The organism is Streptomyces akebiae (genome assembly GCF_019599145.1).
GTDB classification, from domain to species: Bacteria; Actinomycetota; Actinomycetes; order Streptomycetales; family Streptomycetaceae; genus Streptomyces; species Streptomyces akebiae.
This window is the reverse complement of record NZ_CP080647.1, coordinates 7,324,467-7,349,191: the sequence shown is the minus strand read 5'-3', so window position 1 is coordinate 7,349,191 and position 24,725 is coordinate 7,324,467. Positions and strand designations below refer to the sequence as shown.

Genomic DNA, 24,725 nt, shown 5'->3' with positions numbered 1-24,725 from the left:
GTCTTCGTGTCGGACGGCGCGTCGCGGGGCCACCGTGAGACGACGGCCTCATCCACCGCTCGACGTGGCCGCCCCGCAAGCACCCCCCGATTCCCCGTCCGGCAGGTAGAGCGCCTTCTCCTGCCGGGAGAGGTCGCGGTGGACGGCTCGGCAGATGTCGTCGACCGCCTCGGCGGGCAGGGGCAGGTCGACGTCCCACAGACGGAGCCGGTCGCCGTGGTCGCCGACCGCGAGGGTGCGGCCGTCGGGGCTGAACGCCAGCCTCGCCGCGCCGCCGGGGAAGGTCGCCCGGGCGTACCTGGTGGTGGTGTCCCACAGCCGTACCGTGCCGTCCCCGGCCGTGGCGAGCGTCCGGCCGTCGGGGCTGAACGCCAGCGCGACCGGGCCCTGTGTGAGGCTGACGCCGAGCGTGGCGTCGAGGTCTCCGGTGCCGGTGTCCCACAGCCGTACGGTGCCGTCGAAGCCGGCGGAGGCGAGGGTGCGGCCGTCCGGGCTGAAGGCCATCGACTCCACCTGCCGGAACATCATGGCCGGGTCGTCCCGCGCCCCGGCGGGCGTGGCGCTGCCGGCCGGTTCCGTGAGCGTGCGGCGGACACGTCCGGTGGCGGGATCGCGCAGCCGGATCTCCCCCTCCTGCCCCCCGGTGGTGGCGAAGACCTCGCCCGTGGGGCTGAACGCGAGCGGCGCGCCCTCCTCGGCCTTGGGGAGTTCGGCGCGGGGGCGCCCGGTCCGGGGGTCCCACAGGACCAGGCCCTCGCCCACCGTCACCAGGGTGCGGCCGTCCGGGCTGAACACCATCCCGTTGACGAACCGCCCGGGGAGAGTGAGCCGCTGCCGGCGGGTGCGGACGTCCCACAACTGGGCCCGGGAGTCGGCGGTGAGGGCGAGCGTCCTGCCGTCGGGGCTGAAGCTGACCTCCCCCACATGGGTCGGCCCCTCGTCGAGCACGGCGCGGGTGCGGCGGGTGGCCGTGTCCCAGAGCCGCACCGTGCCGGTCATGTCCCAGGGGTCGTCGGACATCCGGACGCTGCTGGTGGCCAGGGTGTCGCCGTCGGGGCTGAAGGACACCGACTGCAGGTCGCCGCCGGGGACGTCCAGCGTGGCCCGGGGACGGTTCGCGCCCACCTTCCACAGCCGGATCCCGACGTCACCGCCGCCGAAGGTGTCGGCCTCGTTGCCCGTGGCCAGTTCGCGCCCGCCGGGATCGAACGCCACCGACATGACGGGGCTGGTGTGGCCGGTGAGGGTGGTGTCGGCACGGCCGGTGGCGAGGTCCCAGAGGCGTACCGTGCCGTCGTAGCTGCCGGCGGCCAGGGTCCTGCCGTCCGGAGCGAACGCCATGGACTCGACCCTGCTGCTGGCGCTGGTGAGGGTGGTCCGCTGCTTGCCGTCGGCCACGTCCCACAGGTGGACGGTGCCGTCCTCGGTGCCCGTGGCCAGGGTCTTCCCGGCCGAGTCGAAGGCCAGGGAACTGACCACGCCGGTACTGCTCTTGAGGGTGTGGAGCACCTTCCCGGTGTCCAGGTCCCACAGTTGTGCGGTGCGGTCGCGGGTGCTGGTGGCGAGGGTGCGTCCGTCGGGGCCGAACGCCACCGCCATCTCCAGCCCGGTGGGGCCCTTCAGGGTGGTGGCCACCCGGCCGTCGGCCACGTCCAGCACCTGCCCGCCCTCGGCCACGGCGAGCGCGCGGCCGGCGTGGTCGAAGCCGACGGCCGCCATGTTGTCCTCCTCGGGTTCCCGGAGGGCGACCGTGGCCCGCACGCGTCCGGTGTCCAGGTCCCACAGCCGCGCGTCGTCACCGTGGCTCGTGGCCAGCGTCCTGCCGTCCGGGCCGAAGGCCACGGTGCGGACGAGGTCGGGGTCGTCCGCGTCCGCGCGGCCGGCGAGCACCTTCCGGGTGCGTCCGGTCCCCGTGTCCCACAGCCGTACCGTGCCGTCGAAGCCGCCGCTGGCGAGGGTCTTCCCGTCGGGGCTGTAGACCAGCGCGGACACGGTCGCGCTGTGTCCGGTCAGCCGGCGTTCGAGGGGGACGGCCGCGGCGGCGTACAGACTCCGGGTGGCCTCTCTGGTGGGGCTGGTGCGGTACGCCTTGATGGCCAGCAGCGACGCGAGGTCGGTGTCGCTGTCCAGCAGGGCGGCGGACTGCGCGGCCAACTGGCGCGAGAGACCTTCGCGTTGGGCGTCCAGGGCGCTCTGGCGTTGCCAGTAGGCGACGGCGGTGGCGGTCAGGGCGAGGGCGAGGAGGCAGGCCAGCGAGCTGACGAGGACGCGCAGCCGGCGGGTGGTGCGGGCCTTGGCGCGCTCCTCCTGCTCCAGCGCGCCGATTCCGGCCGCGAGGAAGTCGGCCTCCTGGTCGGTCAGGTCGTCGGTGTGGCCCGGACCCGCGAAGTACTCCCGCGCCCTGGCGAGGCGGCTCCCCCGGTACAGCGCGCCCGCGTCGCGGCCCAGCTCCTCCCAGGATCGGGCGGCCTCGGTCAGTTGCCGGTGGGCGCGCAGCCGGTCCCGGTCCTCCTCGATCCAGCCGCGCAGCCGGGGCCAGGCGGTGATGAGCGCCTCGTGGGCGAGGTCCACGGTCGGGCCGTCGAGGGTGAGGAGACGGGCCCGGGTGAGCGCCTCCAGCACCCGGGCGACCTCCTCCCGTCCGGCGCCCGTGGTCTCCAACTCGGCCCGTTCGGCGGGCCGGCGGGTGTCGGGCGTGCCGTCCCCGGGCGAGATGAGCCGTAGCAGCACCCGGCGGGCGGTGGCCGCCTCGCTCTCGGTGAACCGGCTGTGGACGTCCTCGGCGGTCTTGGCGATCGCCCCGTCCAGACCGCCGGCCGCGTCGTACCCGGCGAGGGTCAGTGTCTTGCCCCGGCGGCGCCGCCAGGTCTCCAGCAGGACGTGCGACAGCAGCGGCAGCCCGCCGGGCGCGTCGGTGATCTCCTCGACCAGCCGGGTGGTCAGTGACCGCTCCACGGTCAGTCCGGCGGCCGCGGCCGGCTTGACGACGACCTCGCGCAGCTCGGCCGGACTCATCGGCCCGGCCAGCAGGTTGGCGTCGCCGAGCGCCTCGGCCAGCGCGCGGTGCTCGGCGCACCGGCCGTAGAAGTCCGCGCGCACCGCCAGCAGCACCTGCAGCCCGCTCCCCGGTTCGCGTGCGGTGAGCAACAGGTCGATGAACCGGGCGCGTTCGGCGGGGTCGTGGCAGAGGGTGAAGACCTCCTCGAACTGGTCGACGACGACGAGCGTGTCACCGCCGCCGGTGCCGCCACCGGTGCCCCCACCGCCGCTCACCTCCCGCAGCAGCTCGTGGGTGCGGGCCAGTTGATCGCCGGGGGTCAGGATCCGGATCGCGGACGGGCGCAGGCCCGGCTCCTCGGACTCCCTCAGGACGGGGATCAGACCGGCCCGCAGGAGGGAGGACTTGCCGATGCCGGAGGGACCGAAGACCGCCGCGAACCGTCGGCGGCGCATCAGGTCCACGAGGTCGGCGGTGAGGCGGTCCCGGCCGAAGAAGAGGCCGCTGTCACCGGTCTCGAACCGGGCGAGCCCCCGGTACGGCGGCTCCGCGGCCGTCTCGTCGGCGTCCGGGTCGAACGCGGCGGCCTCCTCGACCGCCTGGTGCCACCGGACCTCCCACTCCGCCGGGTCGCCCCCGCAGGCCCGTACGAAGGCCAGGGCCACCGGCAGGGTGGGCAGCTGCTCGCCGCCCGCGGCCTGGGAGAGGGTGGTGATCGAGTAGCCCGCCCGTTCGGCCATCGCCCGGTAGGTGAGGCCGCCCGCCTCGGTCCGCAGTTTGCGCAACTCGAACGCGAACCGTTGTACCGGCCCGGCCCCCGGATCGACCGGCACCTCACGACGACCCGCCACCGCGCTGTTCCCCTTCCACCACACCCATACCGTCCGCCACCAACGTACGCATCCGGCCACCCGGCGGAGAGATGGCGTCCGGCCATTGTTTGGCAGCCTCGACCCCCCTGCCTAACAATGCCCGACCCGGTGAAATCAGTGGTGTGGGCGGTACGGGGGCCGCGCACGACGGGGGAACGGGCGGCACGACCGACCGCCACGGGGGAGGACGGCGGCACGGGGGACTTGCCGCCACGGGGGAAGGCCCTGCTGGCCGCGGGACGACCAGCAGGGCCCTTTCTCCTCCCCGCCCGTCAGAGCCGCTGGATGATCGTCCCGGTCGCCAGCCCGCCGCCCGCGCACATCGTCACCAGCGCGAACTCCTTGTCCGTACGCTCCAGTTCGTGCAGCGCGGTCGTGATGAGCCGCGCTCCGGTCGCGCCCACCGGGTGCCCGAGGGCGATGGCGCCGCCGTTGACGTTCACCTTCGCCAGGTCCTGGTCGAAGACCTGGGCCCAGCTCAGCACCACCGACGCGAAGGCCTCGTTGATCTCGACCAGGTCGATGTCCCTCAGCGTCATCCCCGCCTTCCCCAGCACGGCCTGGGTGGCGTCGATCGGCCCGTCGAGGTGGAAGTGGGGGTCGGAGCCGACCAGCGCCTGCGCGACGATCCGTGCCCTCGGCCGTAGTTTCAGCGCCCGCGCCATCCGCTTGGACGCCCACATGATCGCCGCCGCGCCGTCGCTGATCTGGGAGGAGTTGCCCGCCGTGTGGACGGCCGTCGGCATGATGGGCTTCAGCCGGGCCAACGCCTCCATCGAGGTGTCGCGCAGCCCCTCGTCGTGGTCGACGAGCCGCCACATGCCCTGCCCGGCGCCCTGCTCCGCCTCGGTCGTCGGCACCTGGACGGCGAACGTCTCCTTCTTGAACCTTTCCTCGGCCCACGCCGCGGCGGCTCGCTCCTGGGAGAGCAGCCCGAGAGCGTCCACGTCCTCCCGGATGAGCCCCCGGTGCCGCGCGATCCGTTCCGCCGCCTCGAACTGGTTGGGCAGGTCGACGTTCCACTCCTCCGGGAACGGTTTGCCCGGCCCGTGCTTGGACCCCGACCCGAGCGGCACCCGGGACATCGCCTCGACCCCGCAGCTGATCCCGACGTCGATGACGCCGGCCGCCACCATGTTGGCCACCATGTGCGACGCCTGCTGCGAGGAGCCGCACTGGCAGTCGACGGTGGTCGCGGCGGTCTCGTACGGCAGGCCCATGGTCAGCCAGGCCGTGCGCGCGGGGTTCATGGACTGTTCGCCGGCATGGGTCACCGTGCCGCCGACGATCTGCTCGACGCAGTCGGCGGGGATGCCGGTGCGACCGAGGAGCTCACGGTAGGTCTCGCCCAGGAGATAGGCGGGGTGCAGGTTGGCGAGCGCGCCGCCGCGCCTGCCGATGGGGGTGCGTACGGCTTCGACGATCACGGGTTCCGCGGCCATGGGGAATCCTCTCGACGGTTACCCGCGCGGCGCGGGGCGTCCCGGCCCGGCCCGCCACGCAGAACTAGTACGCGTTCTAGTTCTCTTGAGCAGTCTGCGGAGGGGCACTCCGGCACCGCAAGGGGCGTGCGGCAATTGGCAGCCGATTGAGGAGCCCGCACCCCTTGCTACTTCTAGAACCCGTTACTACCGTCACCGCAATTCCCTCTATCTGATGCTCCGTCAGGAGTTGCCGATGCCCTGTCCAGCGCTGCCCGACGGGTTCGACTTCACCGACCCCGACCTGCTGCACCACCGTGTCCCCCTCCCGGAGTTCGCCGAACTGCGCCGCACGGAACCGGTCCACTGGGTCCCGCAGGCACCCGGCATCGCGGGCTTCGCGGACGAGGGCTACTGGGCCGTCACCCGGCACGCGGACGTCAAGTACGTCTCCACGCACCCGGAGTTGTTCTCCTCGACGGTCAACACCGCGATCATCCGCTTCAACGAGCACATCGAGCGCGACGCCATCGACGCCCAGCGGCTGATCCTGCTGAACATGGATCCGCCCGAGCACACCCGGGTCCGCCAGATCGTGCAGCGGGTGTTCACCCCGAGGGCGATCCGCGCGCTGGAGGACAACCTGCGCCACCGGGCCCTCACCATCGCCCGCGAGGCCGCCGCCCGTCCCGGCCCCTTCGACTTCGTCACCGAGGTCGCCTGCGAACTCCCCCTCCAGGCCATCGCCGAGCTGATCGGCATCCCGCAGGAGGACCGCATCCGGATCTTCGAGTGGTCGAACCGGATGATCTCCTACGACGACCCGGAGTACGCCATCACCGAGGAGGTCGGCCAGCAGTCGGCGATGGAACTCATCGCCTACGCCATGAACATGGCCGCCGACCGCAAGCAGTGCCCGGCGAAGGACATCGTCACCACCCTGGTGGCCGCCGAGGACGAAGGGAACCTCACCTCCGACGAGTTCGGCTTCTTCGTGCTGATGCTGGCGGTCGCGGGCAACGAGACGACCCGCAACGCCATCACCCACGGCATGCACGCCTTCCTCACCCACCTCGACCAGTGGGAGCTGTACAAGCGCGAGCGCCCCGCGACGGCGGCCGAGGAGATCGTCCGCTGGGCCGCCCCGGTCAACTCCTTCCAGCGCACCGCCACCCAGGACGTGGAACTCGGCGGCAGGCTCATCAAGAAGGGTGATCGCGTCGGCATCTTCTACGCCTCCGCCAACCACGACCCGGACGTCTTCGACCACCCCGACACCTTCGACATCACCCGCGACCCCAACCCCCACCTCGGTTTCGGCGGCGGAGGCCCGCACTTCTGCCTCGGCAAGTCCCTCGCGGTCCTGGAGATCGACCTGATCTTCAACGCGATCGCCGACGCGATGCCGAACCTCAGACTCGCCGGTGAACCCGACCGGCTGCGCTCGGCCTGGATCAACGGGGTGAAGCACCTCCAGGTCACCACCGGCTGAGGGCGTCCGCCCCCACCACCCCGCACTCGGGCCGACGGCCTCCCGGCGCCGTCGGCCCGTCCCCGTCCCGGCCCGGTGGGCCCCGGTCAGTCCAGGGGAGCGGACAGCAGTGTCTCCAGGGCGACGCGGGCCTCCGCGACGCGGGAGCGCCACCGAGCGCCGCGCAGGGCCGTGGTGTCCCCTGCGGTGACCGGCTCGCCGCCGCTCACGCAGTAGCCGTAGACCTGGTGGGCCACCTGCTCGGTGAGCAGTTCGTCGTAGTGGAAGGAGCCCTCGAAGGCGGTCCAGGCGACGGCCCGCGCGCCCTCGCAGACCCGGCGGAGGACCGCCCGCGTGTAGGTGTGGAGATCGAGCGAGTCGTCCTCGAAATCGAGGTCGTACGAGACGAGGCCGAGCCGCGCCACCGCCGGCGGCGGCTCCATCAGCGGGAACGCCGACACGGCGTCGGGCACGAGCCCGGCGAGGTGGAAGGCTTCCTTCGGCAGGGGCGTCCCGCCGGCCCCCAGGACGAACACGTTCACCGAGAGCGGCCCCCTCCAGCAGAGGGCCTCGCGCAGGGAGTCCACCGCCGTCACCCGCTCCTGCGCCGCCCGGCCGGGGTGAGCCCGCCGTCCGGCCGGGCTCCGTCGCGCGGTCCCCCGTCGTCCTCGTGGGCCGTGTCCGTGCGGGGCCCGGTCAGGAGGTAGGTGAGGCCGAAGCCGGCGCCCACGACGGCCGCGCCGCCGACGGCGTCGAGGATCCAGTGGTTGCCGGTCGCGACGATCGCCAGGACCGTGAAGAAGGGGTGCAGCAGACCCAGGACCTTCATCCACACCCTGGGGGCGACGATCGCGATCGTGAGCCCGCACCACAGGGACCAGCCGAAGTGCAGGGACGGCATCGCCGCGTACTGGTTGGTGAGTTCGGTCAGCTTGCCGTAGTCCGGCCGGGAGAAGTCCTGGACGCCGTGGATGGTGTCGATGATGCCGAGGCCGGGCATCAGCCGCGGCGGCGCCAGCGGGTAGAAGAAGAAACCGACGAGCGCGAGGACCGTGGTGAAGCCGATGGCCGTGCGGGCCCAGCGGTAGTCGGCGGGGCGGCGCCAGTAGAGGACGCCGAGGACGCTCAGCGGGACGACGAAGTGGAACGACGTGTAGTAGAAGTCGAAGAAGTCCCGCAGCCAGTCGATCCGGACCACGGCGTGGTTGAACCAGTGCTCGACGTCGAGGAACAGGGCCTTCTCGACGGAGAGGATCTGCCGGGCGTGCTCCTCGGCGGTGGCCCGGCTGGCGGTCGCCTCCAGGCGGGTGCGCTGGTAGGCCGCGTACGTGACGCGGATCAGCAGCAGTTCGAGGAGCAGGTTCGGCCGGGTGGCCACCCGGCGCAGCATCGGGGCCCAGCTGAAGCGGGTCTCCGCCCTCGGTGCGTACTCCGTGGGGATGGGCGCCCGGTAGTACTCCGAGGTGCGGGACAGGAACGGCACGACGAGGGCGGCGGCGAGCGCGGCCAGCAGGACTACGTTGTCACGGACCGGGTGCAGGACGTCCACGTTCGGGACCATCATCTTCGCCGGCAGGGTCATCACCAGGACGACCGCGACCGGCCACACGTACCGCGAGGACGCCTTCGTGCCGACCCGGCCGACGACCGCGAGCAGCACCCACAGCAGCTGGTGCTTCCAGGACGTCGGGGAGACGGCGACCACGACACAGCCGGTGATCGCGACGGCGAGCAGCAACTGTCCGTCGCGGGCGTAGTGGATGGCCCGCCGCATACCGGCCACGGCGACGGCGACGGCCAGCGCGAAGAAGACGACGATCTCCAGCGGGCCTTCCAGGCCGAGCCGGAGCAGCGCGCCGTGCAGGGACTGGTTGGCGAGGTCGTCCGCCCGGCCGCCGAGGCCGACGCCCGCGAGGTGGTGCACCCAGTAGGTGAACGAGTCGTGCGGCATCGCCGCCCAGGCCAGCGCGGTGGCCCCGGCGAACGTGATCCCGGTGCTCGCGGCGGCCCGTCTGCGGCCGGTGAACCACAACAGCGGCACGAACAGCAGCACGGTCGGCTGGAAGGCCGCGGCCAGCCCTATGAAGGCCCCGCTGGTGCGCTCCCCCCGGACCGCGAAGCAGCCCGCCAGGACGAGCAGGACGGGGATGATGCTGGTCTGGCCCAGGTAGAGGGTGTTGCGCACCGGCAGCGACAGCATCAGCAGGGTGACCGCGACGGGCGCCGCGAGCAGGGCGGTGCGGCGGGTGACGGGCTGGGGCAGGGCGCGGGCGGCGACCAGGCCGAGGGCGACGACCAGCAGGAGGGTGCCGAAGGTCCAGCCCCAGCCGAGGGCCTGTTCGGCCGTACGGGTGAGGGGCTTGAGGACGAGGCCGCCGAAGGGGGTGCCGGTGAACCGCGTCGAGTCGTAGAGCGAGCCGTTCACATGGAGGACGCCGCTGGGCCCGACCCAGGTCTCCAGGTCCGTCAGCCGCTCACCCTTGGACGAGCGGAGCGCGACCGCGAGCTGACGCACCGCCAGGATGCCGGCGACCAGCCACAGCACGGCCCGCAGGGCCCCCAGCCGCGCCGCCGTCGCCCCCGTACCCGCGGCACCGCCCGGTCTGCTCTGCTCCGTCGCCACGCGCTGTCGTCCTCCCGCCCCGTCGACCGTCCCACCGAGAAGGCTCGCACCGTCCCGACGGTGAGACGCGGGCAACCCCGACTTCACCTGAGAGTCGCCCCTGTTTTGTCCGGATGACGATAGTGGGCGGAAGGCCGCCCGCCCGCTCAAGGGCACGACGCGGAGCGACGGATGCGCGTCACGGGCACGCTGGTGACAGGCCACTGACAAACACCTGGAACCATGGCTCCCGAGCGGTACGGCACGTCAGCGGGTGGCGAAAGGGCACGGGGGATGAAGGGTTTCGTACGGGGGCGCGCGCGTCCGGCACAGAGGGCGCACGGGGGGCGCGACGTACGCGGACGGCTTGTGGTGGTCGTGCTGGCGCTGCTGGGGCTTCAGTTGGCGTCGCTCGTGGCACCGGCGTACGCCTGCGGCTGCGGTGCGATGGTGCCGGACGACGAGCGGAGCGTGCGGGTGAGCCGCGAGCGGTCCGTGGTGCGCTGGGACGGCCGCGAGGAACAGATCGTGATGAGTCTGACGGTCTCCGGCGACGCCCGGACGGCCGCGTGGATCATGCCGGTGCCGAACCGGGCGACGGTGGAGCTGGGCGACGCGGCCCTCTTCGACCAGCTCGACGAGGAGACCGCGCCCGCGTACGAGAGGCGCGAGTACTTCTGGCCGCGCTCGGACGACTGGCCGTTCGACATGTTCCAGGGCGACGGCATGGCGGGGGACGCCGCGCCCGGCGACCCGCGGTCCTCGGTGGACGTCGTCGGCCGTGAGCGGCTCGGCCCGTTCGACGTGGCCCGGCTGACCGCCACCGACTCCGGCGCGCTCGGCGACTGGCTGGACGAGAACGACTTCCGGCTCCCGGACCGCCTGGACACGGCGCTGGAGCCGTACGTCCGGCTGAAGTGGGAGTACGTGGCGATCCGCCTGGCGCCGGAGGACCCGGCCGACGCCGCCCCTCTCTCCGGCACCCTCGACCCGCTCCACCTCACCTTCGCCAGCGACGAGCCGGTCTACCCGATGCGGCTTTCGCGCCTGGCCGCCACGCCGCAGGCGCTCGGCCTGTACGTGCTCGCCGAGCACCGGATGGAGCCGAGCTCGGCGATCGGCGGCGCCGAGCCGGAGGTGACGTTCGCCGGCCGTCTCGGCGCGCCGGCCGGTGCGCTCGGCGACCTGACCGAGGGCGGCACGGACTTCCTCACCGCCGTCGAGCAGGACTTCCCGCGGCCGGAGCGGATCTCCGGCGACCACACGCTGCGGCGGGCCGCGGCCGACGACACCTATCGAGAGGTCATCCACGTGGACGAGATGTGGACCGTATGGGGCATCCCCGGCTGGCTGCTGTCCTTCGGCATCGGCACGGCCGTGCTGGCGATCAAGGCGGTGGCCGTCGCGATCGTGCTCAGACGCAACGCCAAGCGGCAACTGCCGCCCGTACCCCCGCCGGGCGCGGTCTTCATGCCGCCGGGGGCCTACCCGCCGGGGACACCGGGCGCCTACCCGCCGGGGGCGCACATGCCGCCGGGAGCGCCGGTGCCGCCCGGGGCTCCGATGCCGCCGGGGGCCCAGCCGCCGGCACCCGAGGCCCCGGCCGGCCCCAAGTCCGCACCGAACGGCTGAAACACGTCCGGTAACCGCTGACAGAGAGCCCGCCCCGCGCCTATATTCATTAGCGCACCTACTTAGCTGTTCTAAGTAATTACCCGACGGAAGGCGCGGAGGCACAGCTTCATGAGCGAGTCACGGACCTGGGACGACGTCGACGCCTACTTCACCACCCACCTCGCCCCGAACGACGAGGCCCTGGCGGCGGCACTGCGCGACAACGAGGCGGCCGGACTCCCGGCCATCGACGTCGCCGCCAACCAGGGCAAGTTCCTCCACCTCCTCGCCCTGATCCAGGGCGCCCGGCGCATCCTGGAGATCGGCACCCTGGGCGGCTACAGCACCATCTGGCTGGCCCGCGCGCTGCCCGCCGACGGCCGCCTGATCTCCCTGGAGTACAGCGCCCGGCACGCGGAGGTCGCGTGCCGCAACATCGCGCGCGCCGGCCTCGACGGACTCGTCGAGGTACGGGTCGGCCCCGCCCTGGAGTCGCTGCCCAAGCTGACCGACGAGAACCCCGAACCGTTCGACCTGGTCTTCATCGACGCGGACAAGGCCAACAACCCGCACTACGTGGAGTGGGCCCTCAAGCTCACCCGGGCCGGCAGCGTCATCGTCGTCGACAACGTCGTACGCGGCGGCCGGGTCGCCGACGCCGACAGCACCGAACCGGACGTCCGCGGGACCCGGGCCGCCATCGAACTCATCGCCACGCACCCGAGGTTGAGCGGCACGGCACTCCAGACCGTGGGCAGCAAGGGGTACGACGGCTTCGCGCTGGCCCGGGTGCTCGACTGAACCGCGGCCTGACGGCGCCGGGGGTGCGGAGGCCCTGGGAGCCGTCAGGCCTCGTGGTAGAAGCCCACGTTGACGCTGCGGGGGCCCGTGCGGTCGTAGATGACGAGTTCGCCGGAACCGCCGTGCGGGAGCTTCGCGGTACCGCCGTACGGGAGCGGCGAGGGCTGGTGGCCGAGCAGGGTCAGCCGCACCTCGGAGGACGGGTCGGCGTGCGAGCCGCGCAGCCAGGTGACCTGCCAGCTCCCGTCGGGGGCGCACAGGAACTCCAGATGCACCCGGGAGACGAAGAGCCAGTCGTCCGGTGTCGCGAGCCGGCACACCGCCCGATCGCGGCCCACCCGGAGCACGCCGCCCGGCTCGCTGGGCGCGTCGGCCATCTGCATGCCGGCCGTCGCCCCGGCGTCCGCCTCGGAGACCGAGGCCATGGTGAGTTCGAGCACGTACCGCTCCTAACGGGTCAAACTCCGATTGTCGCTGCGCACGGCGCGTTTGGCGCGCCGCCGCCGCATGATAATTCGCCGGATCGTCCTGTTGTGCGGGCTCCGGCACAATGGACGCATGACCGAGCGAAAGCCCCCCGGTGTCAGCTTCGAGTCCTTCGTCGACAAACAGATCCGCGACGCCGAGGCGCGTGGCGACTTCAAGTCCCTCCCGGGCGTCGGCCGGCCCCTGGAGGGCGACGACACCACGTACGACGAGCTGTGGTGGATCAAGCGGAAGATGGCCCGCGAGGGCATGTCCGTCCTGCCCCCGACGCTGGCCCTGCGCAAGGAGGCCGAGGACGCGCTCGCGACGGCCGCCGAGGCCCCTTCCGAACGCGTCGTCCGCAAGATCCTCACCGAGATCAACGCCAAGATCCGCGACATGATGCTCAAGCCCCCACCGGGACCACCGCTCGGCCTGAAGCCGTACGACGTGGAAGAGGTCGTGCGCGAGTGGCGAGAGCGCCGGGAGGGACGGCAGAGCCAGGAGGGCTGAACCCGCCGCCCGGCCACCCGGCACCGGTGCGGCCGAGCCGCTCCCCCGAAGCCCCCGGCGTCCCTATGCTGTGGGGCATCGGGGGAAGGAGTACGTGTGGACGCTGCTGCCGTCGGTGCTCGCCTGGCGTCGAGCGTGGTCGCTCCCCTGGTCAAGAAACTCTTCGTACAGCAGGGCGCCGGCGCCGGTCTCGTCTCCCGGCCGGTGCGGGTCTCGGGCCTGGTGTCGTTCCGCGGTGAGAAGCGGACCCTCGGCGAGAAGGAACTCCAGAAGGTCGCGGCGGAGCTGGTCGCGCGTGCCGTCGGTTCGGCCGGCCCGGTCGAACGGCCGGTGGCCGTCGACGAGGAGGAGGCCGTCGCCACGGCGCTGGCCCGGACGCTGAGCGCGCTCGGCGATCTGGAGATGGACGACGTCCAGGCGGTGCAGCTCGGCCACCGGGCACTGGCCAGACGACTGCGTGACGCGGACCCCCGGGTGACCTTCGACCTGTCCGACGACGCCGCCCGACTGCACGACACCCTGGTGGACGTCGCCTGCCTGCACATCCTGCACTTCTTCACCCAGCGCTCGACGTTCGTCGCCCGCACCCTGGTCAGCCAGAGCAGCCTGCTCGCCGAGGCCGTCACCCGGATCGACCTCCTGCTGGAACGCACCCCCTCACGGATCGGCGAGGACGCCGCCTTCGAGGCGCGGTACGCGGCGTACGTCATCGAGAAGTACGGCACGCTCACGATCTACGGCATCGACTTCACCAACTCCCCGGCCCAGTGGCCGTTGGACACGGCGTATCTCAGCCTGGAGCTGGGCGTCGGCGACGGCACCCGCCAGCTGCCGATCCGCGCCGATCACGTACTGGACGGACGTGACCGGGTCCTGCTGCGGGGAGTCGCGGGGTCCGGGAAGACCACGCTCGTGCAGTGGCTGGCGGTCACCGCCGCCCGGGGGACCACGCTCGACGGCCATCTGGCCTCCCTCGCCGGCCGGGTCCCGTTCGTGCTGGCGCTGCGGACACTGACGCACTCCTGGCACGACCTGCCCACGCCCGGACGCTTCCTGACCGCCGCCCGCAATCCCCTCGCCGACGCCCAGCCCCACGGCTGGGCCGACCGGGTCCTGCGGGACGGGCGCGGCCTGCTCCTGGTCGACGGCATGGACGAAGTGCCGTCCACCGTCCGGGAGAAGGCCAAGGAGTGGCTGCGTGACCTGATCGCCGCCTACCCCGGCAACCTGTGGCTGATCACCTCCCGCCCCTCCGCGGTACGGGAACACTGGCTGGACGGCCAGGGGTTCACCGAGGGCTCCCTGGCGCCCATGAGCAAGGCCGACGTCAACCACTTCATCCGGCGCTGGCACTCGGCGGCCCGCGCCAGCGACACCTCCGACTGGGAGCTGCTGGACAGCTACGAGCAGTCACTGATGGCGGCCGTGCGCACCAAGGGCGATCTCTCCCGGCTGGCCACCAACCCCCTGATGTGCGGCCTGATCTGCGCCCTGCACCGGGACCGCCGGGGTTTCCTGCCCCGGGCCCGCAAGGACCTGTACGACGCCGCCCTGTCGATGCTGCTCTCCCGCCGTGACATCGAAAGGAACATGGGACTCACCGACAGCATCGACCTCACCGAGGAACCGAAGACCCAACTGCTGCAGAAGCTCGCCTACAAGTTCCTGCTGAACGGCAAGTCGGAGATCGACAGCGACCAGGCGGAGCGGATCATCGCGCACACCCTGCCCTCGGTGTCCGCCGCCGCCAGCCAGGGCACGGCCCCACAGGTCTTCCGGCATCTGCTGCTGCGCAGCGGGGTGTTGCGCGAACCCGTGCCCGGCACGATCGACTTCGTCCACCGCACCTTCCAGGACTACCTGGGCGCCAAGGCGGCCGTGGAGGAGGGGGATCTGTCGCTGCTGGTGCTGCGCGCCACGGACAGCCAGTGGGAGGACGTCATCCGGATGGCCATCGCGCACGCGCGGCCCAAGGAGCGCGCGGTCCTGCTGAGCGAGCTCATCACCCGCGGCGACGTGGCCGTCCCCCGCCGGCGCACGCTGCTGCATCTGCTCGCCATGGTGTCGCTGGAGCACGCGACGGAACTCGAACCCTCGATCCGCGCCCGGGTGGAGGAGCGCGCCGCCCGGCTGATCCCGCCCAGGAACAACACCGAGGCACAGGACCTGGCCCAAGTGGGTCCCGTGGTCCTCGAACTGCTCCCCGGCCCGGAGAACCAGGAGGCCGACACCGCCGTCCACACCGTACGGACGGCGACGCTGATCGGCGGCGACGCGGCGATCCCCGTCCTCGCCCGCTACACGGACCACCCAGACCCGGTCGTACGCAGCCATGTCGCCCAGGCCTGGCACCGCTTCGACACCGAGCAGTACGCGAGCGAGGTCATCGCGCGGCTCCCCGGTGACGACATCTACTTCGAGATCGTCACCGAGGCCGAGCTCTCCGCGATCAGCCGCCTCGGCGGCCGGCCCCGGCTGCGGATCGGGGACGACCTCACCCCGGACGACCTGGTGAACGCCCTCGCCCCGGAGAGCCTCACCTGCCTGTGGCTCCGCGCCGACCGGACCCCCACCTGGGAGTGGCTCGCCGCCTTCCCCCACCTGCACACCCTGCTGCTCGACCGCAGCTTCACCGCCGTGGACCTGTCGGCGCTGGCCGCCCACCCGACGCTGCGGACCGTGGGCATGGATCCCAGACAGCGCACGGTCGAAGGGGGTCGCCCCGACCCCCGCTTCGAGATCACGACCATCGTCTGACGGGACTGCCCGAGGCCGACCACCCCGTCCCCCGTCCCCCGTCCCCGCACAGGAGACCGCGCCCCGGGGCACGACCCGGGGCGCGGTCTCGTCGTGTGCCGCTGTCGCCGTCAGAGGCGCAGCAGCCGTTCGGTCAGCTCGCGGTAGTCGCGCAGGGCGAGGCGGAGCTGTTCGGTGTCGGTCGCGGTGGCGCGGTCGTCGGCCGTGGTCTCCCAGGAGTTGCGGAGGGTGCGGCGCCGCTGGGTCATCGCGTCGGTGAAGCGGGCCGTGACCTCTTCCAGGACGTGATCGGCCTCCTCGACGGCGGACCGGGGCCCGTCGACGAACCCGCCGACCGCGTGCTGCATCCGCAGCGTCAGCTTGTCGCTCTCGTCGTGGGACAGCAGAGAAGATCCGGCGGACCGGGAGCCGCCCTCGCCGGAAGCCTTGGCGGCGTCCTCGCCCCGACCCCGGCCGGGCTCGTCGCGGACGCCCATCGTCCGGTGCTCGGTACGACCGCCGGTGCGGCCCTCGGTGGTGTCGTGGCCGGCCACCAGCGGAGCGCCGGTGCCGCCCGCCGCGGAGCCGGTCGCGTCGGCCGCGCGGGTGCCCGCGGGGGTACCGCTCGCCCGTGTGCCCTCGCTCCTCGGGTCCGCCTCCCGCGTATCACGCGGACCGCTTTCGCGGATGCCCTCGCCCCTCGTCACGTCGTCAGTCATCCCCCTCAACTCCCTTTCACGTGGCGCCTGGCCGGCGCCCATGGCAGATGGGACCGGTGGCGGCCGTCGGCAGCCGCACCGTCGCGCCCGTCGCGTCGCACCGAGCCGTCGCGGTGGCCCGGGTGTCCGGCCGAGGCGTCACGGTCCGCCCGCGCGTCCCGGCGGTCCGGTGTCACCAGGTCCTCGAACAGGGCGCGGGCCTCGATCATGGCCTCGCGCATGTCCTCGGTGCCGGTGCCGGTGCCGGGGCCGACGCCGTTGGCGTCACCGGTGGTGTGCGCCGCGAGGTGCACCCGGCGGTAGCCCTGCACATGGTGGGCGTGGTGGACGGAGAGCGCCTCCAACTGGGTCTCGTAGCGGCCCTCTTCCGGGAAGCCGCGGGCCGCGGCCACCTCGGAGAGCAGCCGGTCCGCCTCGGCGACCGCCTCACGGGGCGAGTCGACGAAACGCTCCTGGGCGGCGGCCCAGCGCGACTCGTACCGTTCGCGCTCGGCGCTCGGCAGCGGCCGCTTCTCCAGCGAGCCGTGCCGCTTCACCCGCTCCGCGAGCTCCCGGGCGGCGGCCCGCTCGTCACCGTCGTGGCGGGCCACGGCCCGGTCGTACTCGGGTCCGAAACGCCGCTTCAGCGAACCGCCGCCACCCGCGCTCCTACGTGCGCGCAGGGTCAGGACGGCGGCCACGACGACCACGACCGCCACGATCACGATCAAAGCGATGATCAATCCTGTGGACATGAATGCCTTCCAGAGTCCTCGGCCCGGGCGTCTCGCCCCGTAGGGCCGTTTCGCACCGGGTTGCCCGAACCCGGTCGTTCAAACGGCAAGCGCGTGCCCGCGGGACGGACGGCGTGGCGGACGGGACGGACGGCGTGAGGCGCGGGACGGACGGCGTGACGCACGGGGCAGCGGCGTAAATCGTTTGCGAGCGGCCCGCCCCCGCTCCCGACAATGACCGCCATGACCCGTTCGACGCCCACGCCGACTTCGCCGCCCACCCCACCGACGACACCCACCCGGCCGGCTCCGGCCCGCTGGTCCGTGGCCGCCGAGCCCTACGACTCCCCCGTCGCCGCGGCCCTCTGGCGGGCGTACTACACGGAGGTCAGCGACCGCTGGTATCTGCTGCACGAAGGGCATGCCACGGACCCGGACGAGCTGGAGCGGGAGATCGCGGCGGACACCGGGGAGTACCTCGCGCCGCCGGGCGGGGTGCTGCTGGTGGCACGGTACGGGGGCGAGCCGGTCGGCACGGCGGGGGTGCGGTTGGCGGACGCCACGACGGCCGAGCTGAAGCGGGTCTTCCTGCGGACCGAGGCCCGGGGCAGGGGCGGCGCCGCGCTGCTCGTCGCCGCGGCCGAGGACGCGGCCCGCGCACGGGGCGCCGAGCAGATGGTGCTGGACACCCGGGGAGACCTGGTGGAGGCCCGGGCACTCTACGCACGTCTCGGCTACGCGGAGAGCGCCCCGCACAACGACCACGAGTACGCGGACCACTGGTTCACGAAGAGACTGACGGAGAGGTGGGAGTCGTAGGAGGCGTGGGCGGCGTGGGTGGGGTGGGCGGTGTGGGCGGCGTACCGGAACCGGAGGACGTCGGCCTGACGGTCTGTCGGCGGGTGATCGCCCCTTCGGCGTGCGGACGTTCGTCGTCGGAGCCGCACAGCTCGGCGTTGAGTTCCTCGACGAGGCGGACGAGGTCGGTGGGCCGGTCGCGGCCCCACCAGTCACCGAGGAGTTCGGCGAGGGAGTCCTCGCGGGCCTTGGCGAGCCGGTCGGCGGCCTGGCGGCCGGTGTCGGTGAGGACGAGGTCGATGCCGTCGCGACGGGCCAGCCGGCGCTCCTCGACCTGCCGGGTCGCGGCCATGACCACGTCGAGCGGGACGGTGCTGCGCTCCGCGAGCACGGCGGGTTCGGCCCAGCCGTACCGCCGGATCCGCAGCAGCAGCCAGCTCGTGGCGGGCAGCAGGTCGTAACCGGCCCGCGCGGTGATCTTCCGGTAGATCTCCCGGCGGCCCTCCCGGGAACCGAGCACCGACAGCGCCCGGCACACCTCGTCGTACGACGACCGCTCGACCGGGTTGCTGGCCAGCGTCTCGGTGGCGTCCGGCGCCGTCACGGACGCCCGCAGCCGGTCCTCGCGCAGGAACCAGGCGAGGACGAAGCCGAGGAGGGCGACCGGGGCGGCGTAGACGAAGACGTCGGTGATGGAGGCGGCGTACGCGTCGAGGACGGGCGGGCGCAGCGCGGCGGGGAGTTCGGCGATCTCACGCGGGTCGGCCTTCAGCCCCTCCACCGTGACGCCGGAGGGCAGCGCGGCCCCGTCGAGCGCGTCGGTGAGCTTCTCGCCGAGGTGCCCGGCGAAGACCGTACCGAAGACGGCTACGCCGAACGAGGCGCCGATGGACCGGAAGAAGGTCGCGCCGGAGGTGGCGACGCCGAGGTCCTCGTAGGAGACGGCGTTCTGCACGATGAGGACGAGGACCTGCATGACGAGGCCGAGCCCGGCCCCGAAGACGAAGAGGTACGCGCTCATCTCACCGTCGCCGCTGTTCGCGTCCAACTGGTGCAGGAGCAGCAGTCCCAGCGTGGTGACGGCCGTGCCGGCGAGCGGGAACACCTTCCAGCGACCCGTACGGCTGACGATCTGCCCGGAGACCGTCGAGGACAGCAGCAGCCCGAACACCATCGGCAGCATGTGCACGCCGGACATGGTCGGCGACACGCCATGCACGACCTGCAGGAACGTCGGCAGGTAGGTCATCGCGCCGAACATCGCGAACCCGACGACGAAGCTGATCACGGCGGACAGGGTGAAGGTGCGGACGCGGAACAGCTTGAGCGGGAGGACGGGTTCGGCGGCCCGCCGCTCGGCGGCGACGAAGGCGGCGACCAGCAGCACGGCCAGCACGGAGAGACCGATGATCTGCGGCGAATTCCAGTCCCAGGTGGTGCCGCCGAGGGAGGCGACCAGGACCAGACAGGTGGCCACGGAGGCGATCAGGAAGGTCCCGAGGTAGTCGATGACATGCCGCTCGGACCGCCGCGGGATGCGCAGCACGGCGGCGATGACGACCAACGCGACCGCTCCGACGGGCAGGTTGACGTAGAACACCCAACGCCAGCTGAGATGTTCGGTGAACAGCCCGCCCAGCAGCGGCCCGAGCACACTCGTCGCACCGAAGACCGCACCGAACAGCCCCTGGTAGCGCCCGCGTTCACGCGGCGGGACGAGGTCCCCGACGATCGCCATCGACAGCACCATGAGTCCGCCGCCGCCGAGGCCCTGCAGCGCGCGGAACCCGATCAACTGGGGCATGTTCTGGGCCGCTCCGCACAACGCCGACCCGATGAGAAAAATCACGATCGCCGTCTGGAACAGCCGCTTCCGGCCGTACTGGTCCCCCAGCTTCCCCCACAGCGGGGTGGCCGCCGTCGCCGCCAGCATGTACGCCGTGACCACCCACGACAGATGCTCCAGCCCGCCGAGTTCACTCACGATCGTCGGCAGGGCCGTCGACACGATCGTCTGGTCCAACGCGGCCAGCAGCATCCCCAGCAGCAGGGCCCCGATGGAGACCATCACCCCACCGGGCACCCGCTCGGAGGTGGGGACGCCGTGACCACGGGGGCCGGGCGGGGGTGTGCGTCCGGCGGTACCCCCGTCGGCGGGGACGCCGACGGGGGTACCTGCGGGGCCGGGCCCACGGGACGGCCCTTGCGTGGGCCCCTGCGCGGGCTGGTGCGCGGGCCCCTGCGCGGGCTCGCGACTGGTGTCGTCGGTCATGCGGACCTCCTGAGGACCCGAGGGCCTCGTACAGCGCCCTCAGTCTCCTCTCCTTCTTCCTCTTCCTCCATGTCCGTTCCATGGTGGTCGGTGTGACCGGTTATGGCCTGTCGAGGCTTTCCGGAACCCGTGATTCCCGTGGCGCCTGGGAGATTCTGTGTCGACCTTTTGCTTAAACTCTGGAGTCTTCGCGGGGAGGAACGACACGTGAGTGAACCGACCAGTCACATATGCCCGGAGTGCTTCACACCCCGGGCCTCGGACGGCACGCCGTCCTGCGCGTGCGGCCGCCGCGCGTCCGAGGCCCTGCTCGAGACCCGTACGGCCGAGGCGGCGGCCGCGGAGGACTTCGACCCCCTTCGGATACGCCCTTACGTGGAACTGGGCGACGAGTACGAGGTCCCCCCGGGCGCCCCGCAGCACTCCGAGACCCCCGAATCACCCAGAGCCCGCGGAGCCCTTGATCCTGGCCCCGACCGGACGCCGACGATCGCGCTGCCGATGACCGCGATGCCGATGACCACGGCACCGATGACCACGGCGCCGACGGCGACGCCCGCGACCGCGCCGGACGCGTCAGCCGAACGGCGGCCCCTCCTGTCCGGCCCCGCGACCTCGGCGGCGCCCGCGACCCCCTTCACCACCCCCTCCTCCGCCACCGCCGCACCCTCGGCAGGGCGCCCCCGGGGCCGGCGCCGCCGGCGTACGGGGCTGATGGTCGCCCTCGCCGGGACGGCCGCCGCCGGAGTGATGGCGGCGGCCGGGTTCGCGAGCGGACTGTTCTCGTACGAGGCCCCCGAGCGGGACCGCGCGCTGCCGGACGACCTACGTGCGAGCGTGCCGGACACATCGCCCGACGGGGAGGCGTCGCCGGTGGAGCCGTCCGGGGAGGGCGGCGGTGGGGGCGGGGCACCCGCACCCGCGCCGTCGAGCGGCGGCGCGGGGTCGCCGAGCCCCACGAAGAACCCGTCTCCCTCTCCGTCACCCTCGGAGCCGTCGGGCTCACCGTCGCCGTCCGTGTCGCCGACCCCCGAGCAGAGCGCGCCGAGCGCGGGCGCCTCCACCGGCTCCTCGGCCGCCGGCGCGAACGATGCGGACGACAGCCGACTGGTGGTCCCCAAGACGCTCCGCGTCGGCGACGACGACCCCGAGGTCACCGAACTCCAGCTCCGGCTGCGCCAGTTGGGCATCTACACCGGTGACATCGACCAGAACTTCGACGAGCAGGTCGAACAGGCCGTCCTCGTCTACCAGAACACCCGCGGCATCACGAAGGACAAGGAGGAGCCGGGCGTCTACGGCCTGGTGACCCGGCAGAGCCTGGAGTCCGAGACGAAGGAGCCGTGACCGACGGGGGTCGGCCGGTGCCCCCTCGTCGTGCGTGATGCAGGATGAGGCCATGAGCATCGTCAAGATCAACGTCCTCACGGTTCCGGCCGAGCAGCGCGAGACGCTGGAGAAGCGGTTCGCTTCCCGCGCCGGGGTGGTCGAGAGCTCCGACGGCTTCGAGTGGTTCGAGCTCCTGCGCCCCGTCGACGGCACCGACAACTACCTCGTCTACACCCGCTGGCGCGACGAGGCCGCCTTCCAGGCGTGGATGGAGGGCCCCATGAAGCAGGCCCACCAGGGTGGTGGCGACCGCCCGAGGCCGGCCGCCGCCGACTCCTCCGTCTGGACCTTCGAGGTCCTCCAGCAGACGGGCCCGAAGACCGACTCCTGACCCCGTCGGACGCACGCCCCCACACGAAGGCCCCCGCCCGCACCAGTGCACCCGGGCGGGGGAACCGCCCCCCTCAGGACGAGGGCTCGGCCCGCCGGGAGTACCGCACGGGGCGGGGTCGGCGAGAGGCCGGAACCGCCGCCCCCATGCCGAATCCGCCCACCGGGCGCCCGTCCGACGTCACCGCGACCGCCAAGCCGCCCCGGGCACCAGGGCCCCCTCCCCGCCTGCCCGCCCGTCCTCGGCCATGTCCCCACCCGCCCGGCGTCGTAGACGCGCCCGCCATCCCCACCCACGAGCCACAGGCCCCGGGACACCGGTCAGGGCGCCTGGTGGAAGGGGACGGGGACGCCGTTGTCCTTCAGAGCCTTCGTGTAGCGGGCCAACAGCTCGTCGAGGCCGGAGAGGACGAGCGCCGCGGTCTCTCGCGCTTCTGCGATGTCGCCCTGGTCGCAGGCTTCCACGATTCCGGCGACGTCGGCGCGGAGAATCGACAGGGAATCTCCCTGGATCAGCACGCCCGGAAACCTGCGCGGGGGCAGGCGGACGACCGCGTCGTTACCTGGATCCGTGAACAGCTCGGCCTCGATGCGTTCCATCCAGTCATCCAACATCAACTCGACGCCGTCCTCCGGCGTACGCACCGCGGTAGCGCGACCGGAAGCCATAAGTACCCACCTTTTTGTGGGTACTTGGCGGCCGGGCGGTGTCGGACGATCCTTGTGGTGAGGGAGCGGCCGACGGGGCGCGCCACTGAGCGGGGACGGAAGACGAGACGATGACGAGACGATGACGAGACAGCGAGGCCTACGGCGATGACGTCGCCGACTGCGACGCTCCGCTGAGTGTCTCCAGGCGTCGGTGCCCCCAGTCCGACAGGGGCCCCAGCGCCTCGGAGAGTTCGCGGCCGAACGGGGTCAGGGAGTAGACGGTCTTCAGGGGCAGCACGTCGTGCACCTCCCGGTGCACGAGCCCGTCCGTCTCCATCTCGCGAAGCGCCTGCGTCAGCACCTTCTCGCTGAGCCCCGGCAGGAGCCGGCGCAGCTCACCCGGACGGTGCGGGCCGGACTCCAGCCGCCAGAGCAACGACGTCTTCCACTTCCCCTCGATCACGGCGATCGCCGCGGTCACCCCGCACACACTCGCGTCCTGGGCACGCCTGCGCCTCATTCCCGCTCCCCCAGCCCCATCAGTCGCGATTCCACGAACTGACCCATTCTCCACAGGAGTTACCGAGCCATGCCCGCACACACCGAACAGCACACGGCCACCACCCCCGCCTCCTCCGTCTCCTCCGGCGCGGCCGGCGGCACCACCCCCACTCCCACCGTCACCGTACTCGGCCTGGGCCCGATGGGCCGGGCCCTCGCCGGTGCCTTCCTGGACGCCGGGCTGCGGACCACGGTCTGGAACCGTACGCCGGGCCGGGACGGGGAACTGGTGGCGCGCGGCGCGATCGGCGCCGGGTCTGCCGCGGAGGCGGTGGCCGCGAGCCCGCTGACCGTCGTCTGCGTGGTCAACTACGACGCCTCGGACGCGATACTGCGCACCCCGGCGGTCACCGAGGCCCTCAAGGGCCGCACGGTGGTCAACCTGACCGCCGACACCCCGCACAGGGCCCGGGACACCGCCGCGTGGGCGGCCGAGCACGGAGTCGGCTACCTGGACGGGGCGATCATGACGCCGACGCCCACCATCGGCACCCCGGACGGCGTGTTCCTCTACAGCGGCGACGCGGACCTGCACCGCGCCCAACGGCCCGTACTGGACGCGCTGGGCGGCACCCACACGCACCTGGGGGAGGACATCGGCCGGGCGGCCACGTTCGACGTCGCGCTGCTCGACCTCTTCTGGACCGCGATCGCCGGTTACACCCATGCCCTGGCGCTGGCCCGGGCGGAGGGTGTCAGCGCACGGGAGTTGACCCCGTTCGCCCAGGGGATCGCCGCGATCCTGCCGCCGCTCTTCGAAGAGGGCGCGAAGGAGGTCGACAGCGGCCGGCACTCCGGCGAGGGCAACCCGCTCACCTCGGCGTTGTCGACCATGACCCACATCGTCGAGGTCTCCGAGTCCCACGGCATCGACGCGAGCGTCATGCGGTCGGCCGAAGGCTTCGTCCGCCGTGCCATCGCCCAGGGCCACGGCACCGACGGCTTCACCAGGCTGACGGAGGTACTCGACGACCGCCGCTGACACCGAAAGCCTCAGTCGGCCACAGGGCGCAACCGACTACACCGACTACACCGACTACACCGACTAGAGGGCTACACCGACCGCAGGGCGCGACCGACCACGCCCACCACGCACCTCATCCCACCGTGAGCCGGATCAGACCGTCCGCTGCGACCTCGACGCGCAGCGTGGTCAGGTCCGGCACCACGACGTCCGGCCCATGGGGCCGGGCCCGTTCCCCGACCCCCACGACCCGCATCCCCGCGGCGCGCCCGGCCCGGATCCCCGCCTCGGAGTCCTCGAACACGACGCAGTCCTCGGGCGCGACGCCCAGTTCGGCGGCACCCTTCAGAAAGCCCTCGGGGTCCGGCTTGCTCGCGCCGACCGACTCGGCGGTGACGCGCACTTCGGGCAGCGCCAGCCCGGCCGCGCCCATCCGTGCGGTGGACAGCGCGACGTCCGCCGAGGTCACGAGGGCGTGCGGCACGCCGCCGGCGACGAGGGAGGCGAGGAACTCGGGCGCGCCGGGTATCGGGACGACGCCGTCCACGTCGGCGGTCTCCTCGGCCAGCATCCGGGCGTTGTCCGCGAGGTTCTGCTCCATGGGCCGGTCCGGCAGCAGGACGGCCATCGTGGCGTACCCCTGGCGACCGTGGACCACCTTCATGATCTCGGTGCCGTCCAGCCCGTTCCGCTCGGCCCAGCGCCGCCAGACGCGTTCGACGGCGGCGTCCGAGTTGACGAGGGTGCCGTCCATGTCCAGCAGGAGGGCGCGGGCGGTCAGAACGGTCGTGGCCGTCATCAGCAGCTCCAAGGCGCGAAAAAGGGGGCCGCGGAC

General features: G+C 72.5%; 20 protein-coding genes. 9 read left to right on the top strand and 11 right to left on the bottom strand.

Annotation, left to right across the window (positions count from 1 at the left end):
• Positions 1 to 48: 48 nt before the first annotated feature.
• Both K1J60_RS31805 and K1J60_RS31800 read right to left on the bottom strand, forming a co-directional pair.
• On the bottom strand, positions 49 to 3,849 hold the full coding sequence (locus K1J60_RS31805; protein ID WP_220649209.1) for an nSTAND1 domain-containing NTPase: 3,801 nt from the start codon (positions 3,847 to 3,849) through the stop codon (positions 49 to 51).
• A 293-nt stretch (positions 3,850 to 4,142) separates the two neighbouring features.
• Positions 4,143 to 5,312, bottom strand: coding sequence for a steroid 3-ketoacyl-CoA thiolase (locus K1J60_RS31800; protein WP_220649208.1), 1,170 nt, complete (start codon positions 5,310 to 5,312; stop codon positions 4,143 to 4,145).
• A 235-nt stretch (positions 5,313 to 5,547) separates the two neighbouring features.
• Between K1J60_RS31800 and K1J60_RS31795 the strand changes: the two genes are divergently transcribed.
• Positions 5,548 to 6,783: a cytochrome P450 gene (locus K1J60_RS31795; protein WP_220649207.1), complete on the top strand. Its 1,236-nt coding sequence runs from the start codon at positions 5,548 to 5,550 to the stop codon at positions 6,781 to 6,783.
• Between the two features lie 86 nt (positions 6,784 to 6,869).
• Here K1J60_RS31795 and K1J60_RS31790 read toward each other — a convergent pair whose 3' ends face one another.
• On the bottom strand, positions 6,870 to 7,358 hold the full coding sequence (locus K1J60_RS31790) for a hypothetical protein (RefSeq protein ID WP_220649206.1): 489 nt from the start codon (positions 7,356 to 7,358) through the stop codon (positions 6,870 to 6,872).
• The gene (locus K1J60_RS31785; RefSeq protein ID WP_220649205.1) at positions 7,355 to 9,385 is read right to left on the bottom strand and encodes a bifunctional glycosyltransferase 87/phosphatase PAP2 family protein; all 2,031 of its coding nucleotides are present in this window, start codon (positions 9,383 to 9,385) and stop codon (positions 7,355 to 7,357) included. The genes K1J60_RS31790 and K1J60_RS31785 overlap by 4 nt, the downstream gene beginning before the upstream one ends.
• Positions 9,386 to 9,658: 273 nt before the next feature.
• Here K1J60_RS31785 and K1J60_RS31780 point away from each other — a divergent pair, with 273 nt between their 5' ends.
• Together K1J60_RS31780 and K1J60_RS31775 are read left to right on the top strand one after the other, a co-directional pair.
• A complete protein-coding gene (locus K1J60_RS31780; RefSeq protein ID WP_220649204.1) occupies positions 9,659 to 10,996 on the top strand; it encodes a DUF2330 domain-containing protein in 1,338 nt (445 codons plus the stop codon).
• 111 nt (positions 10,997 to 11,107) lie between these two features.
• Positions 11,108 to 11,779, top strand: coding sequence for an O-methyltransferase (locus K1J60_RS31775; protein ID WP_220649203.1), 672 nt, complete (start codon positions 11,108 to 11,110; stop codon positions 11,777 to 11,779).
• Between the two features lie 44 nt (positions 11,780 to 11,823).
• On the opposite strand, the gene K1J60_RS31770 is transcribed toward K1J60_RS31775, so the two are convergent.
• A complete protein-coding gene (locus K1J60_RS31770; RefSeq protein ID WP_033527320.1) occupies positions 11,824 to 12,219 on the bottom strand; it encodes an FHA domain-containing protein in 396 nt (131 codons plus the stop codon).
• A gap of 118 nt (positions 12,220 to 12,337) precedes the next feature.
• Here K1J60_RS31770 and K1J60_RS31765 point away from each other — a divergent pair, with 118 nt between their 5' ends.
• Positions 12,338 to 12,757, top strand: coding sequence for a DnaJ family domain-containing protein (locus tag K1J60_RS31765; RefSeq protein ID WP_220649202.1), 420 nt, complete (start codon positions 12,338 to 12,340; stop codon positions 12,755 to 12,757).
• Between the two features lie 96 nt (positions 12,758 to 12,853).
• Positions 12,854 to 15,514 (top strand): NACHT domain-containing protein, encoded by a 2,661-nt coding sequence (locus K1J60_RS31760; protein ID WP_220649201.1) that lies wholly within the window; start codon positions 12,854 to 12,856, stop codon positions 15,512 to 15,514.
• A 110-nt stretch (positions 15,515 to 15,624) separates the two neighbouring features.
• Here the strand turns inward: K1J60_RS31760 and K1J60_RS31755 are convergent, their stop codons facing one another.
• Together K1J60_RS31755 and K1J60_RS31750 are read right to left on the bottom strand one after the other, a co-directional pair.
• Positions 15,625 to 16,212, bottom strand: a complete 588-nt coding sequence (locus K1J60_RS31755) for a hypothetical protein (RefSeq protein WP_220649200.1) — start codon at positions 16,210 to 16,212, stop codon at positions 15,625 to 15,627.
• A 5-nt stretch (positions 16,213 to 16,217) separates the two neighbouring features.
• Positions 16,218 to 16,946: a hypothetical protein gene (locus tag K1J60_RS31750; protein ID WP_220649199.1), complete on the bottom strand. Its 729-nt coding sequence runs from the start codon at positions 16,944 to 16,946 to the stop codon at positions 16,218 to 16,220.
• Between the two features lie 222 nt (positions 16,947 to 17,168).
• Here K1J60_RS31750 and K1J60_RS31745 point away from each other — a divergent pair, with 222 nt between their 5' ends.
• The gene (locus K1J60_RS31745) at positions 17,169 to 17,744 is read left to right on the top strand and encodes a GNAT family N-acetyltransferase (RefSeq protein ID WP_259408015.1); all 576 of its coding nucleotides are present in this window, start codon (positions 17,169 to 17,171) and stop codon (positions 17,742 to 17,744) included.
• On the opposite strand, the gene K1J60_RS31740 is transcribed toward K1J60_RS31745, so the two are convergent.
• On the bottom strand, positions 17,710 to 19,791 hold the full coding sequence (locus K1J60_RS31740; RefSeq protein ID WP_263013091.1) for an MDR family MFS transporter: 2,082 nt from the start codon (positions 19,789 to 19,791) through the stop codon (positions 17,710 to 17,712). The two genes, K1J60_RS31745 and K1J60_RS31740, sit on opposite strands and share 35 nt — an antisense overlap.
• Before the next feature lie 411 nt (positions 19,792 to 20,202).
• On the opposite strand from K1J60_RS31740, the gene K1J60_RS31735 reads away from it, so the two are divergent.
• Together K1J60_RS31735 and K1J60_RS31730 are read left to right on the top strand one after the other, a co-directional pair.
• Positions 20,203 to 21,342 carry a peptidoglycan-binding domain-containing protein gene (locus tag K1J60_RS31735; RefSeq protein WP_220649197.1) on the top strand — a complete coding sequence of 380 codons (1,140 nt, stop codon included), beginning with the start codon at positions 20,203 to 20,205 and terminating at the stop codon, positions 21,340 to 21,342.
• Between the two features lie 52 nt (positions 21,343 to 21,394).
• A complete protein-coding gene (locus tag K1J60_RS31730; protein ID WP_220649196.1) occupies positions 21,395 to 21,715 on the top strand; it encodes an antibiotic biosynthesis monooxygenase family protein in 321 nt (106 codons plus the stop codon).
• A gap of 320 nt (positions 21,716 to 22,035) precedes the next feature.
• Here K1J60_RS31730 and K1J60_RS31725 read toward each other — a convergent pair whose 3' ends face one another.
• Complete coding sequence (locus K1J60_RS31725) at positions 22,036 to 22,383, bottom strand: DUF6959 family protein (protein WP_259408013.1); 348 nt, start codon at positions 22,381 to 22,383, stop codon at positions 22,036 to 22,038.
• Between the two features lie 139 nt (positions 22,384 to 22,522).
• Positions 22,523 to 22,885, bottom strand: coding sequence for a winged helix-turn-helix transcriptional regulator (locus K1J60_RS31720; RefSeq protein ID WP_220649195.1), 363 nt, complete (start codon positions 22,883 to 22,885; stop codon positions 22,523 to 22,525).
• A 69-nt stretch (positions 22,886 to 22,954) separates the two neighbouring features.
• Between K1J60_RS31720 and K1J60_RS31715 the strand changes: the two genes are divergently transcribed.
• Positions 22,955 to 23,908 (top strand): NAD(P)-dependent oxidoreductase, encoded by a 954-nt coding sequence (locus K1J60_RS31715; protein ID WP_220649194.1) that lies wholly within the window; start codon positions 22,955 to 22,957, stop codon positions 23,906 to 23,908.
• Between the two features lie 115 nt (positions 23,909 to 24,023).
• Here K1J60_RS31715 and K1J60_RS31710 read toward each other — a convergent pair whose 3' ends face one another.
• Positions 24,024 to 24,689: an HAD family hydrolase gene (locus K1J60_RS31710; protein WP_220649193.1), complete on the bottom strand. Its 666-nt coding sequence runs from the start codon at positions 24,687 to 24,689 to the stop codon at positions 24,024 to 24,026.
• Positions 24,690 to 24,725: the final 36 nt, after the last annotated feature.